General features: G+C 59.0%; 12 protein-coding genes and 1 pseudogene. 10 read left to right on the top strand and 3 right to left on the bottom strand.

All coding sequences use genetic code 11. The annotated features are described in order from the left end of the window. Positions 1 to 236: 236 nt before the first annotated feature. The gene (locus AC3B5Q_RS13225) at positions 237 to 1,220 is read right to left on the bottom strand and encodes a TerC family protein (RefSeq protein ID WP_488392623.1); all 984 of its coding nucleotides are present in this window, start codon (positions 1,218 to 1,220) and stop codon (positions 237 to 239) included. A gap of 353 nt (positions 1,221 to 1,573) precedes the next feature. Between AC3B5Q_RS13225 and AC3B5Q_RS13220 the strand changes: the two genes are divergently transcribed. The 6 genes and pseudogenes from AC3B5Q_RS13220 to folE2 all read left to right on the top strand — a co-directional run bounded on the left by AC3B5Q_RS13220 (position 1,574) and on the right by folE2 (position 7,555). Continuing rightward, entirely contained in the window at positions 1,574 to 1,924 is a 351-nt protein-coding gene (locus tag AC3B5Q_RS13220; RefSeq protein WP_080671146.1) for a hypothetical protein, read from the top strand. Positions 1,925 to 2,023: 99 nt separating this feature from the next. Then, positions 2,024 to 2,336 (top strand): annotated as a pseudogene (locus AC3B5Q_RS13215) (termination factor Rho). 111 nt (positions 2,337 to 2,447) lie between these two features. Further along, positions 2,448 to 2,975 carry a (2Fe-2S)-binding protein gene (locus tag AC3B5Q_RS13210; RefSeq protein WP_021784651.1) on the top strand — a complete coding sequence of 176 codons (528 nt, stop codon included), beginning with the start codon at positions 2,448 to 2,450 and terminating at the stop codon, positions 2,973 to 2,975. Next, on the top strand, positions 2,972 to 3,973 hold the full coding sequence (locus AC3B5Q_RS13205; RefSeq protein WP_021784650.1) for an FAD binding domain-containing protein: 1,002 nt from the start codon (positions 2,972 to 2,974) through the stop codon (positions 3,971 to 3,973). The genes AC3B5Q_RS13210 and AC3B5Q_RS13205 overlap by 4 nt, the downstream gene beginning before the upstream one ends. Further along, a complete protein-coding gene (locus AC3B5Q_RS13200; RefSeq protein ID WP_028697425.1) occupies positions 3,970 to 6,168 on the top strand; it encodes a xanthine dehydrogenase family protein molybdopterin-binding subunit in 2,199 nt (732 codons plus the stop codon). The genes AC3B5Q_RS13205 and AC3B5Q_RS13200 overlap by 4 nt, the downstream gene beginning before the upstream one ends. 481 nt (positions 6,169 to 6,649) lie before the next feature. Continuing rightward, positions 6,650 to 7,555: a GTP cyclohydrolase FolE2 gene (folE2, locus tag AC3B5Q_RS13195; RefSeq protein WP_021784647.1), complete on the top strand. Its 906-nt coding sequence runs from the start codon at positions 6,650 to 6,652 to the stop codon at positions 7,553 to 7,555. Here the strand turns inward: folE2 and AC3B5Q_RS13190 are convergent. Continuing rightward, complete coding sequence (locus AC3B5Q_RS13190; protein WP_021784646.1) at positions 7,552 to 8,874, bottom strand: cation:dicarboxylate symporter family transporter; 1,323 nt, start codon at positions 8,872 to 8,874, stop codon at positions 7,552 to 7,554. The two genes, folE2 and AC3B5Q_RS13190, sit on opposite strands and share 4 nt — an antisense overlap. A gap of 157 nt (positions 8,875 to 9,031) precedes the next feature. Next, positions 9,032 to 9,445: a VOC family protein gene (locus AC3B5Q_RS13185; protein WP_103444420.1), complete on the bottom strand. Its 414-nt coding sequence runs from the start codon at positions 9,443 to 9,445 to the stop codon at positions 9,032 to 9,034. A gap of 101 nt (positions 9,446 to 9,546) precedes the next feature. Between AC3B5Q_RS13185 and AC3B5Q_RS13180 the strand changes: the two genes are divergently transcribed. From AC3B5Q_RS13180 to AC3B5Q_RS13165, 4 genes are all read left to right on the top strand, one after another. Further along, positions 9,547 to 10,419, top strand: coding sequence for a LysR family transcriptional regulator (locus AC3B5Q_RS13180; protein ID WP_103444421.1), 873 nt, complete (start codon positions 9,547 to 9,549; stop codon positions 10,417 to 10,419). A 32-nt stretch (positions 10,420 to 10,451) separates the two neighbouring features. Continuing rightward, positions 10,452 to 11,735 carry a DUF2254 domain-containing protein gene (locus AC3B5Q_RS13175; protein WP_103444422.1) on the top strand — a complete coding sequence of 428 codons (1,284 nt, stop codon included), beginning with the start codon at positions 10,452 to 10,454 and terminating at the stop codon, positions 11,733 to 11,735. Positions 11,736 to 11,862: 127 nt separating this feature from the next. Beyond that, on the top strand, positions 11,863 to 12,252 hold the full coding sequence (locus tag AC3B5Q_RS13170; RefSeq protein ID WP_488392622.1) for a DUF2946 family protein: 390 nt from the start codon (positions 11,863 to 11,865) through the stop codon (positions 12,250 to 12,252). Positions 12,253 to 12,323: 71 nt separating this feature from the next. Then, entirely contained in the window at positions 12,324 to 14,477 is a 2,154-nt protein-coding gene (locus AC3B5Q_RS13165) for a TonB-dependent receptor (protein WP_275967108.1), read from the top strand. The last annotated feature ends 4 nt before the right edge of the window (positions 14,478 to 14,481 follow it).

Raw genomic sequence — 14,481 nt, 5'->3', positions numbered from 1 at the left:
ATACGAGAAACGCCATTTCCTGAGCGTGGCGAGCGTCTGGTAAACCAGGGTCGGCGTGGTGAGGCGACGCTTCTTATCGGTCTTGCCAGCGGTGATGATCAACTCGGCAAGACTCGCTAAAACGTCAGCACGACCTTCACGGACGAGTACGCATAGCGTTCGTGGTGGGACGAGCCGGCCTGGATACCATGCTTGCGGAGCTTGTCCCTGCTCTACCGTTCAGCGGCCTTAATTATTCAATGAGCGTTAGCGGACGCTCGGGTTTTCCAAAGCGAAAGCAACACGCCGCCAATCAGAAGGCCGATTGTTACGCTCAACGATATTTCGGCTGGCACTTTACCCACCACGTCATGAAGGAAAATTTTCGAGCCGATAAAGACAAGCACCAGAGCCAGCGCATATTTAAGGTAAATAAAGCGACTGATCATGGCAGCCAATGCAAAATAGAGCGCTCGCAAGCCGAGAATGGCAAAAATATTCGACGTATAAACGATGAACGGATCCTGTGTGATAGCAAAAATCGCAGGTACGCTGTCAACAGCAAATACCAAATCTGCACACTCAATCAAAATAAGTGCAAGGAAGAGCGGTGTCACCCATAGCATTCTTTTTCCTGACGCGTCAGGCAAGCGAACCAAAAAACGTTGACCGTGCAATTCCTTGGTGATGCGCAGGTGTCTACGTAGGTATTTGACGAAACGGTTGTTTTCCAGGTCAGGCGCATGATCGACGCGAGCGAAGAGCATCTTTACCCCGGTGAACACCAGGAAAGCGCCGAAGCAGTAAAGTATCCAACTGAACTGGGCGATGAGCGCAGCCCCAAGGCCGATCATGATAGCTCTCAAGACGATGACCCCCATGATCCCCCAAAACAATACTCGGTGCTGGAACTCCCGAGGAATGGCCAGGAAACTGAATATCAGGGCAATAACGAAAACGTTATCCATTGACAGGGATTTTTCAATCAAGAAACCCGTCACATAGTCCATGCTGGCATCGCTGCCTTTCTGGAAGTACACCCAGACCGCGAACAAAAGGCCCATACTGATGTAGCCCGCAGACAGCAACAAGCTCTCTTTAACTCCAATCTCCCGATTCCCGCGATGGAGCACACCTAAGTCAAGCGCCAACAGTGTTAGCACAACAGCGAAAAAGGAAAGCCAAAGCCAGAGGTCAGTACCAAGAACGTCTTGATAGGGATACGCACTAAGGGCAGACATGAGCCCCTCCTGTATAGTCGTAGTTGAACAACTATGACTCCGACATGGCGGTATAACCGTCAGAGGGGCCCGGCGTCACGAATAAAGAATTTATCGAGCGCGAGTAGGCTGCAAGTAGAAAACATTTACAAATCGTGTCCATGACAAGCCAAAAGGCTTGCAGTGAAAAACTAACTTCGAACACCTGATTGCACCAGCCTCATGGGTGCCCCGCACGTTATCAACGCCTTCATTGGAGCAAAGCGTCGCTCGCTCGCGTCGACCTGATGCAGCGCCTTCCGTCGCTCAGAAGGCACCCTCACACGCGCGGCAGGCCGAACAAAAGGGTAAACACTATAAAAAGGAGTTTCGCCATGACACCGGCAAAACCTTATACGTTACTGCTCACGCTGTGCCTGGGCTGCGCTTCACCACTTGCTTTGGCCGCCACAGACCTGAACCATCAGCACGCCCCAGGCATGCAATCGAACGACAATGGACAAATGCACGACCAAAGCGGTGCGACTGGCTCGGGAACGCCAGGCGATGGCATGGGTACGGGTGATGGCGGTACTGACGACAATGGTACGGACAATACCGGCGGTGACGGTACCGACAGCGGTTCGGGAACCGGCAGCAATGGCTCTGGTGATAGCGGCGCAAATGCGGGTAGTGGTAGCAATGGCTCAGCCGGAGGTGGATCAGGCGCAGGTTCCGGCAGTTAGCTGAAAGGGCCGATGGCAACGGATCACTTATCCATCGCCCGGTTCGTCGGTTCTACCCGGGTTCAAACCGTTCATGCAACCCACGCAGGAGTAAATACCATGCCACGCGGGGACAAAGACAAGTACACGGACACGCAGAAACGCAAGGCCGAGCACAAACAAACAATCCGGTGGCGGTGAGAAGCACGGAGGCTCGGGAAGCAGGACATCGTCGCGGGCGAAGAAGACCGCACGCTCGGATTCGGCCAAACGCGCCGCTGAATCTCGCCAGGGGCATTCGCGGATGTCGCACGCGTCGCTGGAATCGCAAAGCAAGGAAAGCCTTATGAAAGAGGCACGCAGCAAATACATCAAGGGGCGCTCGACCATGACCAAGGCCCAGTTGATTGACGCCCTGCAAAAACACGGGTGACGGCCAGATGTGATCGGCAACTTGGCAAGCGGGCTGAACGTTTAGTCAACCGGCCCGGTCGCACAACAGAGACGCAGCCGACTGCGCAAACCCTGACCGTGAGGACCTTCCATGAGCGCGATCTCTCCCAATGGGGTTGAAGAACACCCCATCTGCCTGACCCTGAATGGTCAGCGCCGAACATTGCAGGTGAATCCCTGGACCACCCTCCTCGACCTTTTGCGTGAGCAGTTGGACCTGGTTGGCACCAAGAAGGGTTGCGACCATGGCCAGTGCGGGGCCTGCACGGTGCTGCGCGATGGCAAGCGCGTCAATGCCTGCCTGACCTTGGCCATCATGTGCAATGGGGCCGAATTGGTGACCATCGAAGGGCTGGCCGTCGGCGACGTTCTGCACCCAATGCAGCGCGCATTCATCACCCACGATGCCTTCCAGTGCGGCTACTGCACCCCGGGGCAGATCTGCTCCGCAGTCGGGCTTGCCCGTGAAGGGCGTGCCGACACCCGCGAGGCCATTCGCGAACAGATGAGTGGCAACCTTTGCAGGTGTGGTGCATACGGCAACATCGTCGCTGCGGTAGAAGAAGCCCTACCGTTGATGACGGACCTGGCCCAGCCTCAACGAGGGCCGAATCCATGACGCCTTTCAGCTACCACAAGCCCGCATCCATCAGCGAAGCCGTGAGCCTGGCAGGCGCCAGCTCGCACTTCATTGCCGGCGGCACCAACCTCGTCGACCTGATGAAAGAAAACGTGGTTCGCCCCAAGCGCCTGATCGACATTTCCGGCCTTGGGCTGAACGGCATCCACCTCACGTTGAACGGTGGCTTGTTGATCGGCGCATTGGTGAGCAATGCCGACCTGGCCTGGCACCCGATGATCGAGCAGCACTATCCATTGCTGTCAGACGCCATCCTGGCTGGGGCATCACCGCAGCTGAGGAACATGGCCAGCACCGGTGGCAACTTGCTGCAACGTACCCGGTGTTACTACTTCTACGACACCGGCACCCCCTGCAACAAACGTGAGCCCGGCAGCGGATGCCCGGCGCGTACAGGCTCGAACCGTATCCACGCGATTCTCGGCGCCAGTGATGCCTGTGTCGCGACCCATCCCTCGGATATGTGTGTGGCATTGGCAGCGCTCGAAGCCGTGGTGCATGTGCAGGGGCCGCGCGGAGAGCGCCAAATACCTTTTGCGGCGTTCCATCGTCTCCCCGAGGACACCCCGGAGCGAGACAATCAGCTGGCAGTCGATGAACTGGTGGTCGCCATCGAGCTGCCACCCCCGGAGTTCGAAAACCATTACCGTTATCTGAAAATACGCGACCGCGCCTCCTACGCGTTCGCGCTGGTGTCGGTCGCTGCAGCCTTGAAATTCGATGGTGAGGTGATCCAGCAAGCTCGCCTGGCGCTGGGCGGCGTTGCCCACAAGCCGTGGCGAGACCCGGTTGTGGAGCGCATGCTGGCCGGCCAAGCGCCTAGCGAAGCACTGTTCACCCGCGCCGCGCAAACGTTGCTGCAAGACGCAAAACCCCTGAGCCACAACGGGTTCAAGGTCACGCTGGCCCAACGTGCGATTGTGCGGGCACTGAATGACGCGGCCTACGGCGCCGCTTGCTGGAGGGCACGACCATGATCAACTCCACACCAGTAGTTGGCACGCCCCTGGACCGCGTGGACGGCATGGCGAAGGTCACCGGGCAGGCGCGCTACGCGGGCGAATACCCCGAGACAGGCCTGCTCCATGGCAGCGTCGTGTCCAGTACCATCGCCCGCGGTCGGGTACTCAACATCGACAGTGCGCAGGCAATGCGCGTGCCGGGGGTGATCGCCGTGCTCGACCATGCACATCGTCCGCATATTTCCAGTTATGACGACAACTACAGCGACGCCGACTCCGCGAAGGGGGCGCCGTTTAGGCCCTTGTTCAATGAACGAGTCCTCTACAATGGGCAACCGCTGGCGCTGGTGGTTGCCCAAACCCTCGAACTGGCCCGGTATGCGGGTTCGCTGATCAGGATCGAGTATGCCGAGGAGGCCCACCAGACCGACCTGGGCGCATGCCAACAGTCGCATGCAGCACTCACCGAGACACCAGCGCCGCGTGGTGACTTTGCCGCTCAGTTTGCCGGGGCCCCGGTGCAGGTGGATGCCACCTACCTGACAGCCAACGAGTACCACAACCCGATGGAGCCCCATGCGTCAACCGTACTCTACAAAGGCGACGGCACGCTGGAAATCCACGACAAGACCCAAGGCACACAAAACTGCCAGGACTACCTGCACAAGGTGTTTGGCCTGCCCAAGGCAAACATCCGCGTGCGCGCGGCATTCGTCGGCGGTGCCTTCGGCTCGGGCTTGCGTCCGCAGTACCAGTTGCCGCTGGCAGTGATGGCGGCGTTGCACCTGCAGCGTTCGGTGCGCGTCACGCTGACTCGCCAGCAGATGTTCACCTTTGGCTACCGGCCCCGCACCGAGCAGCGCCTGCGCCTGGGTGCTGACGCAAACGGGCAGTTGCTGGCGATCGCCCACGATGCGCTTGGCCAGACCTCCCGCTTCGAGGACTTCACCGAGCACGTGGTGGAATGGAGTGGCATGCTCTACCAGTGCGACAACGTTGCCCTCAGCTATCGCCTGGCCTCGCTCGATGTGTACACCCCGTTGGACATGCGAGCGCCTGGCGCCGCGTCGGGGATGATTGCCCTGGAATGCGCCATGGATGAGCTTGCCTGTGCAGCGCAGATTGACCCGCTCGAGCTGCGCCGGCGCAATTTTGCCGCCAGCAATGCCAACGAGGGCAAGCCGTACTCCAGCAAGGAACTGCTGGCATGCTACCGGCAAGGTGCCGAACGTTTTGGCTGGCAAAACCGTAATCCGCAACCGCGCAGCATGCGCCATGGCAACCAGCTGGTCGGTTGGGGGATGGCCGGCGGCGTCTGGGAAGCCATGCAGATGAAAGCCAGCGCCAAAGCGCGCTTCGATGCCAAAGGCCACCTCACCGTCTGCAGTGCCACCACCGATATCGGGACCGGCACTTATACCGTCATGACGCAGATCGCAGCCGACGCGGCTGGCGCCAGGGTGCAGGATGTCACCTTCGTGCTGGGTGATTCTTCACTGCCCACCGCACCCCTTCAGGGAGGATCGTTCACGGTGTCGTCGGTCGGCTCGGCCGTCCGCCAGGCCTGCCATATACTGCGCACCAAAGTGCTGGAACATGCGCGCAAGATGTACCCCCAAGTGGCCAGCACGGCCCGGGAGCAGATCGTGTTCGCCGATGGCTACCTGCACGCAGGCAGCCATCGCCTGGCCTTGGCGGACATCATCGCCAGCGCCCCCGAAGGTGAGTTCGAAGTGCAAGTCGACGCGGAGCCCGGCGCCAGGCGTGAACCGTTCTCCACCGCCACGCATTCGGCGGTGTTCGTGGAAGTCCACGTCGACGAGGACCTTGGCACGATCAAGGTAGTACGGGTGGTCAGCGCCGTGGCGGCGGGACGGGTAGTCAACCCGAAAACCGCGCGCAGCCAGATCTTGGGAGGCGTTGTGTGGGGCATGGGTATGGCCCTGCACGAAGCCGCGCTCACCGACCATCGGTTGGGTCGCATCGTCAACCACAACCTGGCGGAGTACCACATCCCGGTCAACGCAGACTGCGGGGATATCGAAGTCATCTTCGTTGAAGAGCACGACGACATCATCAATGAACTGGGATCCAAGGGCGTAGGTGAAATCGGCGTCGTCGGGGTGGCAGCCGCGGTAGCCAACGCGGTCTACCATGCCACGGGCAAGCGTGTGAGAGAGTTTCCGATCACGCTCGACAAGGTGCTGTGACTGGGCGAGGGGGCAAGCCCCCATCCCCATTCGAGCCGTCGAGATAACGATGGGAACTGAAGCACCAATCGCAACGCCTGCCCGAGCGTTCTGGAGCGAGTTGTCACTGCAGCGTTCCGGCCTGCACGTTGCTGGCCCCGTGCGGGTGGGGAAATCCTCCACCATCACTACCATTAAGGAGGGTGACCACCCTCCTCCCAATGCGCGATAGGTAGTTACTGCAGCACGGGCCGCCTCTGTTTGCGCGACCGCTCGTGAATCTGAAGCCCAACGCGCTTCAGGTCAGCGTCGATCTTATCCAATAGTTTTTTCTCCCGCGCCAGCAGCCTCAAGCGAAGCGGCTTCCCGCCTCTGCCTGCTCAAGAGTCAGGACGTGATTTGCAACCTGCCCTTATTGTTATGTTATAACTCAGCCAGTAATCTGAAACTGATTCATACCCCTTGCTGCCACGTGCAAGGCTCCCACCACTGGATATAAATGATGAGCTCAGCACTACCCGACGTTTCCGTCACCGACCTGGCCCCCAGCCTCAGCCCGCTGCAATGGGTCGGCATGCAGGGTATCGACCTGCCGGTAAGGATCCAGGAAGCGACCTACCAGCGTGAACTGCACGCCCGGGCGGATGTTCAGGTCGACCTGCCGGCACCGCACGTCAAAGGCATTCACATGTCCAGGCTGTATCGCCTGCTGGACGCATGGGGGCAGGCTGCGGCGGTGTCGCCGGCAAGCCTCTTTGCGCTGTTGCAGGAGATGATCGACAGCCATCAGGATTGCGAAAGCCGCAATGCCAGGTTGCGCCTGGATTTCGACTTGCTGGTTCGCCGCCCTGCACTGGTGACCGAGGGTCTCTCTGGATGGAAGTCGTACCCGGTTCACGTGCTCGCGACGAAGGTCGGCGGGGCGCTGAACCTGAATATTGAGGTCAGGATCGGCTACTCCTCGACCTGCCCATGCTCGGCCGCTCTCTCCCGGCAGTTGATTGAAGACAGCTTCCTGCGAACCTTCAAGGACCAGCCACTGCTTGAAGCCGGCGCCGTCGCGCAGTGGCTGCGCAGCAACGCGTCGCTGGCGACGCCTCACAGCCAACGTAGCGAAGCTCGGGTGCGCGTCGCGGTGCCTGCCGATGCTCCGGATCTCGGGTTGCTGGCCTTGATCGACCAAGTCGAAGGCGCTTTGCGCACGCCGGTTCAGACCGCCGTGAAACGGGCTGACGAACAGGCTTTCGCAGCGCTCAACGGGCAGAACCTGATGTTCGTCGAGGACGCTGCGCGGCGCATACAGGTATGCCTTAGCGCTTATCGCGACACCCAGGTGCACGTCCGCCACCTGGAAAGCCTGCATCCGCACGACGCCTCGGCCTGGTCTACTCCGCAGGCCCCTGGCTAAGCCGGTTTGTCGACGGTTTCGACGAAAGCGCTCGCAGCAATCGTCGTTGCCTGCGAACGCTCCTCGGCAGCTACCATCGGGGCAGCAGGCATCCGGTATTGGTTCTCCCACTTCGCCACAACCAGAGGCGCCAGTGCGTTGCCCAAGACATTCAGCGCCGTGATCGGCATGTCCATCAAGCGATAGACTCCGGCGATGAACGCAATACCTTCCACAGGCAGACCGGCACTGGTCAGCGTAGCGGTCAAGATCACGAACATGGCCCCCGGAACGCCGGCTGCGCCCTTGGAGGTCAGCACCATGATGATGATCAGCATCGCCTGGTCAGCCAGGCTCAGGGGAATTTCATAGAGCTGCGCGATGAACAGCGTGCCGATGCCCACGAAAAGCGATGCGCCATCCAGATTGAAGGAATAACCCGTAGGGATAACCAACGTAGCAATCGAACGCGGCGCACCGTAGGCCTCGACCTTTTCAATCAACTGGGGCATGACAGTCGCCGAGGCGGCAGTACTGAACGCCAGGATCAACTCATCCTTGATCGCCTTGATCAGGTCGAAGATGTTGATCCCTGCAACCTTCGCGATGCCGCCCAGCACGACCACGCCGAACAGAATGACCGCGATGTAGGTGACGGCAATCAGTTTTGCCAGAGGCAGCAATGCGGAAAGCCCGAAGTTGGCGACCGTCACGCCGATCAGGCCAAAAATCCCGATGGGTGAGTAATGCATCACGATATGCGTCACTTTGAACATCGTCGCGGAAATGGCATTGACTACCGCGATCAGCGGCATTTTCTTCTCTTTGTCCAGAGCACTTAGCCCAAAGCCGAACATGACCGAGAAGAACAGGACAGGCAGCAGCTTTCCTTGCGCCATTGCACCGACGATATTGTCCGGGATGATATTGAGGATGACTTGACCAAACCCTGTGCTCTCCGAGGCAGAGGGAAGCGAGAGCGTTTGGGTGTTTGCAAGGGTGGTCAAGTTGGCACCTACGCCCGGCTGCGCAAGATTGCCAACCAGCAGGCCACAAACAATTGCGATGCTGGTCACGACGAAGAAGTAGAACAGGGCTTTCACCCCTACCCGCCCTATCGCCTTGTTATCACCATTGCCTGCGATCGCGCCGACCATGCACGCGAACACGAGGGGTACGACAATCATCTTCATCATCTTGATGAAAATATCGCCGACGGGTTGCAAAAGGTTGCTGGTTATCCAAGCTTTGTACTCGGGAAAGAAATTGAGAAGTGCCCCCACTACAACCCCGAGCACAAGACCTGCAATAATTCTAGTCACTAGACTAGTCTTCGCCATACGTCCTCCAGTTATTATAATTTGGACTGTACATTGGCCGGCAAAAATGCCAAACACATCGTTGGAACCTGTTATTTTTATTGAGTGGCCACTTACCGATACACGCCTCTTACTTCATGCAGACAAAGCGGGGGAGCGTCCCGGACGTTTTTGCCAATCAGGTGGCAAAAACACCTTCAAAGTCCTTGAACCCTTTGATCTCGATCGGGTTGCCACTGGGGTCCAGGAAAAACATCGTTCGCTGCTCCCCAGGTTGGCCAGGGAATCGTACAACCGGCGGTATGTCGAACTGCACACCATGAAACGCCAGGCGGTCTGCCATCGCGAACCAGTCATCCAGATGCAGCACCAAGCCGATATGCGGCATCAGCACTTCATGGTCGCCAACCTTGCCGGTACGGGTAGTTGGAAAGGGCACACCTTTGTGAAGCGAAATCTGGTGGCCGAAGAAATCGTAATCCACATAAGTTTCACTCGTGCGGCCTTCTTTGCAGCCGAGAATGTTACCGTAGAAGTTACGCGATGCTTCGAGATCTGTAACATGGTATGAAACATGAAATAACGATTTCATAACTACCCTCTTTGGTTTCTGATAGAACTTTTGGGGAGGTTAGCGTAGCCTCGCGCAAGTGCTAAAGCGCATTTTTCCATCTCTCAGCGAAAGGAAATGTTTTGGACACTCGATTTCTCGAAAGCCTGATTGCGGTAATAGAAACTGGCTCGATTGCAGCGGCTGCTCGACGGGAAAACCTGACAGCACCTGCAGTCAGCCAACGTATACAAGCACTCGAGAAGTCACTGGCGTGCGAACTCCTGATCCGAAGCGCACACGCTGTCGAACCGACCGAGAAATGCCTGTCGTTGCTGCCGAAGATTCGAGATCTGATCCAGGGGGCAGCAGAGCTAAAGGAGGATCTGGACACCAGCAACCTGTCCGGGTATCTCAAGATTGGCGCGATTTCTACCGCGTTGACAGGCATATTGCCGGAGGCCATGAACCAGCTATCAACCATTGCTCCGCAATTGAGGCTACGCATCACCCCGGGGGACTCGCGCAGTCTTTACGAACACGTGGCTTCCGGAGAGCTTGATGCGGGAATCATGGTATGTCCGCCCTTCACCGTCCCCAAAACCTTGCGTATGCAGGTGCTTCGAGAAGAACCCCTGATGCTTTTGACCAAAGACCCCATTGACAAAAGCGACGTCCGCTCGACGATTCTTGGGCGAAACCTGATTCGATATGACTCAAATGCCTGGGGTGGGCAGATTGCACAGCAATACCTGAATGACAATGACCTGCAGCCCGATGTGCTGTGTAATCTGGATGCGCTAGATGCAATCCACATCATGGTCGCAAAAGGCATGGGGGCTTCTGTTGTCCCGTACTGGGCGGGATTGAAGACTGACGACGTACATGCAACCCCCGTGTCGGAGGCTGACAGCTACATGCGCCAGGTCGTCCTGCTTTACAAGTCCACCCCCAGAAGGCCTAAAGCTGTGGAGGTTTTGAAGGAACAGCTTATGAATAACTGCAACTTCCCCTAAGGGCCTACACTCTCGGCAAAAAGGAGGACTTCATGATAGCTCGCTGGCGTTGGTTGGCTACGAGAATTGCCAAGCGTCTCTGGTTCAGGGCAACGCTTTTCTCCCTGTTGGGGGTGGTTACGGCGTTGGTGGCTGTGGTGCTCAAGGATGCGGTCCCCGTCACCTTGCCTGCCCGTATCGGTGCAGATGCGGTTGACAAGATATTGGGTATCATCGCCTCGAGCATGCTGGCCGTCACAACGTTTTCGCTGAGTACAATGGTCTCGGCCTACAGTGCCGCCAGCAGTGGTGTAACGCCGCGCGCCACTTCGTTGGTCATGGAGGACGCCACGACCCAGAACGCTCTGGCGACCTTCATCGGGTCCTTTCTCTTCAGCCTCGTCGGTATCATTGCACTGAGCACCGGAGCCTACGGTACACAAGGTCGTGTAGTGCTTTTCACCGTGACGATTGCGGTTGTGGTCCTGATCATTTACACCTTGCTGCGCTGGATTGATCACCTCTCCAAACTAGGGCGCGTGGGCGAGACGATCGACCGTGTCGAAAAAGCTGTGATCAAAGCCATCGAGCAGCGTGTTGAACACCCCTATCTGGGCGGTGCAGCCTACCCGCCTGACCTCAAGCTTGCTGGGGCAGCCCATGAAGTGAAAAGCGGCCAGACAGGCTATGTACAGCACATCGATGTCCTTACGCTAACCAGGATTGCGACGGACACCAAGATTCGAATTTATCTCGAAGTCCTGCCTGGCACCTTTGTCCATGAGGGTATGGTGGTTGCGCGGGCCTTGGCCGTGAACGGTGAGCCGCTCGATGACAATGGCGCGCTGGACATCGATATTTTCGCTGCCTTGAGCATCGGCCTCAGGAGAACGTTCGAGCATGACCCGCGCTTCGGGCTTTCGGTGTTGTCCGAGATTGCCTCGCGAGCGCTGTCCCCTGCGGTAAATGATCCCGGTACAGCCATCGACATCATTGGGCGCGGCATTCGGTGCTTGACGTGTTGGGGGAAACTGCATCCCGTGGCGCAGAGTACGGATAACGAATGCGCGCAGGTCTATGTGCGTGCACTGGTGGCGGATGACCTGTTTGACGATTTCTTTGCACCGATCAGCCGGGACGGCGCAGCTTTGCACGAGGTCAATCTGCGCTTGATCAAAGCCCTTGTCAGCCTGGCGCACATCAACCCCCATGCATTTCGGCCCGCCTGCAGCCGGCATGCCGCGCGATTGCTTGCACACGCGGGCAGTGGGCTTGTGCTTCAACAGGACAAGGACGAACTCCGCGCGCTTGCTGCCGAACTCATAGGTGTCCACTAAGTCTCGTGCGCCTGTACCCGATTGAATATTCGCGCTTGAAAAGTCCCCCTGTTCAGATGCTTCAGAAGATGTAGAATCCGTCGCCAACTCCAAACCTGATCATTCCGTTGTCACGCCGAGTCCCGTCATGAAGCTGGCCCACCACACACGATCACAGGTCGCCTGGGTGCTGTATTTCAGCATCCTGTTCGGCTCGTTGTTGTGCGCCATGGGCCATGGGCAAATGGCCGGGTTGCGCCTGGCTGGCATGGATGATGCCTCTTGGTGCACGGCTGACCGCAGCGGCATGTACCAAGGTGAGCAAGACTTAAGCGATCCGGCCCTGCCTGCTGGCGGTGACTGCGTGATCGCCAGCCTGTTCAGCGCCACGCTGCTGGCCGTATTTTTTGGCCTGCTGACCTTGCTCGCCGGCGAGCCGGGCAGCCCCTTACCCAACCAACCTCCACCACGCCTGCCCAAGCAGCGTTGGCCACTGGTCAATCCCCGCGCCTCTCCTGCTTCGCTTCTCGCGTTCTGACATCGCCACGTCCCCGTGCCGCCTGATCGGCAGCGGGCGTGTGCTCACCGATTTCAGCCAGGAAGCCTTGCATGTTCCGCATGACCACTTTGGCGCTGCTCGTTGGCAGCGCAACCTGTGCCTGGGCGCAGGATGACACCCTGACCCTGCCGGCCAGCAATGTCACGGCCACAGCCAATCAACCCACGGAGGCAACCCGCCTTGACCTTGATCGCCCCATCGAAAGCGGCTCGCGGCTGAACCTTAGCGCCAGGGAGAACCCCGCTTCCGTCAGCGTTGCCGACCGCAAGACCATGGAGCGCATCGGCGCACGTAACTTCCAGGACGCCGCCAATGCACTGCCCGGGGTTAACGCCTCGGCTCCGCCCGGCTGGGGCGGATATGTGTCGTACCGAGGGTTCAACGGTGCCCAGATCAGCCAATTGTTCAATGGCATCAATTTGCAGTATGGCGGCGCGGCGCGCCCGGTGGGCGCCTGGATCTACGACCGCGTCGAATTGCTCGGCGGGCCATCCTCATTCCTCAACGGCAGCGGCGCTGTCGGTGGCAGCCTCAATTTCATCACCCGGCTGGCAAGCCGTGATGAAGACACCTTCGAAGGGCGCGTCAGTTATGCACGCTACGACACCATGGAAACGTCGGTCGCCTTCAACAAGGCGCTGAACACGGGCAACGGCCCGCGCCACTATGCCCGCCTCGACTACAGCCGCACCAGTACCAACGGCTATATCGATCGGCAGGAGAATGGGGCCGGCAATCTGGCTTTCTCGCTGCTTAGCGACATCAACGATCAGCTCTCGCACACGCTGGCCATCGAATACCTGGAAGAGCGAGAGGACAGCCCCTACTGGGGCACACCGGTATTGCAGCCACTGGTCGGTACCTTGCACATCGACAAGCACAACCGTTTCAACAACTACAACGTCGAAGACGGTCGCTACGAGCAGCGCACCCGGTGGCTGCGCTCGATCACCGACTATCGCTTCGATGACAACACCCAACTGCGTAACACCTTCTACCACTACAACGGCCAGCGCGATTACCGCAATCTTGAGGTGTATCGCTACAACGCCGACAACAGCGCCATCGCTCGCTCGGGCGGCTATCGCCAGCGGCACGACCAGGAGGTCAACGGCGACAGGCTCGAGCTGACCCATCAGGGCCAGTTGTTCGGCCTTGCCAGCGACTGGGCGTTCGGCATGGACTACAACACCAACCAGCAAACCAACTACCCGCTGTCCAAGGGGGCGTTCGACACGGTTGACCCGAACGGCTTCGAACCCGGGCACTTCCTCGATATCCCCGGTATGGACGCGCCCATGACCAAGGGCAGAACCACCACCACCGACACCACCTCGGCCTTCGTCGAGAACCGTACCCGCCTGACCGATCAGCTGTCATTGATCACCGCACTACGCTACGACCATATCGACTTCGACGTGGTCGACCATGTGGCGCGAACCAGGCTCGACCGACGCTGGGACGCCATCACCGGTCGCCTGGGCCTGGTCTATGACCTGACCTCCAACGTCAGCCTGTACACCCAATACAGCACCTCGGCCGAACCACCAGGCGGTACCCTGACCAGCGCCTCGATCAGCCAGGTCGGCGACTTCGACCTGAGCACCGGCCGTCAGGTCGAGGTAGGCAGCAAGTTCGACTTCCTCAATGGGCGCGGCTCGGCCACGGCAGCGGCGTATCGCATCGTGCGCAAGGATATCTCCGTGCCCTCCTCGACCGTGCCCAACACCACCGAGCAGGCGGGCCAGCAGACCTCCACTGGCATCGAGCTGGCAGCCTCGTTCAAGGTCACGCCCAAGCTGCTGGCGGCGGGCAACTTCAGTTGGGTAAATGCCGAATACGATGAATTCAACGAGACCATCGGCGGCGTGGTGTACTCGCGCAAGGGCAAGAACCCGGTCAACATCCCCGACCGCGTGGCCAACCTCTGGTTGACCTACGACCTGGCACCCGGCTGGCAGGTCGGGGCTGATGCCCGCTATGTCTCATCGGTGTACGCCAACACCGCCAATACCGCATGGGTACCGTCGTACACCGTCTACGGGCTCTCCATGACCCACGACCTGGACAAGCACGTGCAAGTCAGCGCGCGGCTGCGCAACCTCACCGACGAGGTGTATGCCCGCTTCATCCATCAGACCAACACCCAGTACTACCTGGGTGAACCGCGCAGCCTGGAAGTCGCTGTGCAGTGGCGCTACTGATGAG

It is taken from the genome of Pseudomonas sp. D5(2026), from assembly GCF_057766845.1.
Note: the sequence above shows the minus strand (reverse complement) of the source record. Positions and strands in the feature narration are given on the sequence as shown.

What these genes read in the sequence shown, in the direction of transcription:
- AC3B5Q_RS13225 (WP_488392623.1), bottom strand. Translation starts at nt 1,220, where the DNA reads ATGTCTGCCCTTAGTGCGTATCCCTATCAAGACGTTCTTGGTACTGAC.
- AC3B5Q_RS13210 (WP_021784651.1), top strand. Translation starts at nt 2,448, where the DNA reads ATGAGCGCGATCTCTCCCAATGGGGTTGAAGAACACCCCATCTGCCTG.
- AC3B5Q_RS13165 (WP_275967108.1), top strand. Translation starts at nt 12,324, where the DNA reads ATGTTCCGCATGACCACTTTGGCGCTGCTCGTTGGCAGCGCAACCTGT.
- AC3B5Q_RS13175 (WP_103444422.1), top strand. Translation starts at nt 10,452, where the DNA reads ATGATAGCTCGCTGGCGTTGGTTGGCTACGAGAATTGCCAAGCGTCTC.
- AC3B5Q_RS13170 (WP_488392622.1), top strand. Translation starts at nt 11,863, where the DNA reads ATGAAGCTGGCCCACCACACACGATCACAGGTCGCCTGGGTGCTGTAT.
- AC3B5Q_RS13220 (WP_080671146.1), top strand. Translation starts at nt 1,574, where the DNA reads ATGACACCGGCAAAACCTTATACGTTACTGCTCACGCTGTGCCTGGGC.
- AC3B5Q_RS13185 (WP_103444420.1), bottom strand. Translation starts at nt 9,445, where the DNA reads ATGAAATCGTTATTTCATGTTTCATACCATGTTACAGATCTCGAAGCA.
- folE2 (WP_021784647.1), top strand. Translation starts at nt 6,650, where the DNA reads ATGAGCTCAGCACTACCCGACGTTTCCGTCACCGACCTGGCCCCCAGC.
- AC3B5Q_RS13205 (WP_021784650.1), top strand. Translation starts at nt 2,972, where the DNA reads ATGACGCCTTTCAGCTACCACAAGCCCGCATCCATCAGCGAAGCCGTG.
- AC3B5Q_RS13200 (WP_028697425.1), top strand. Translation starts at nt 3,970, where the DNA reads ATGATCAACTCCACACCAGTAGTTGGCACGCCCCTGGACCGCGTGGAC.
- AC3B5Q_RS13190 (WP_021784646.1), bottom strand. Translation starts at nt 8,874, where the DNA reads ATGGCGAAGACTAGTCTAGTGACTAGAATTATTGCAGGTCTTGTGCTC.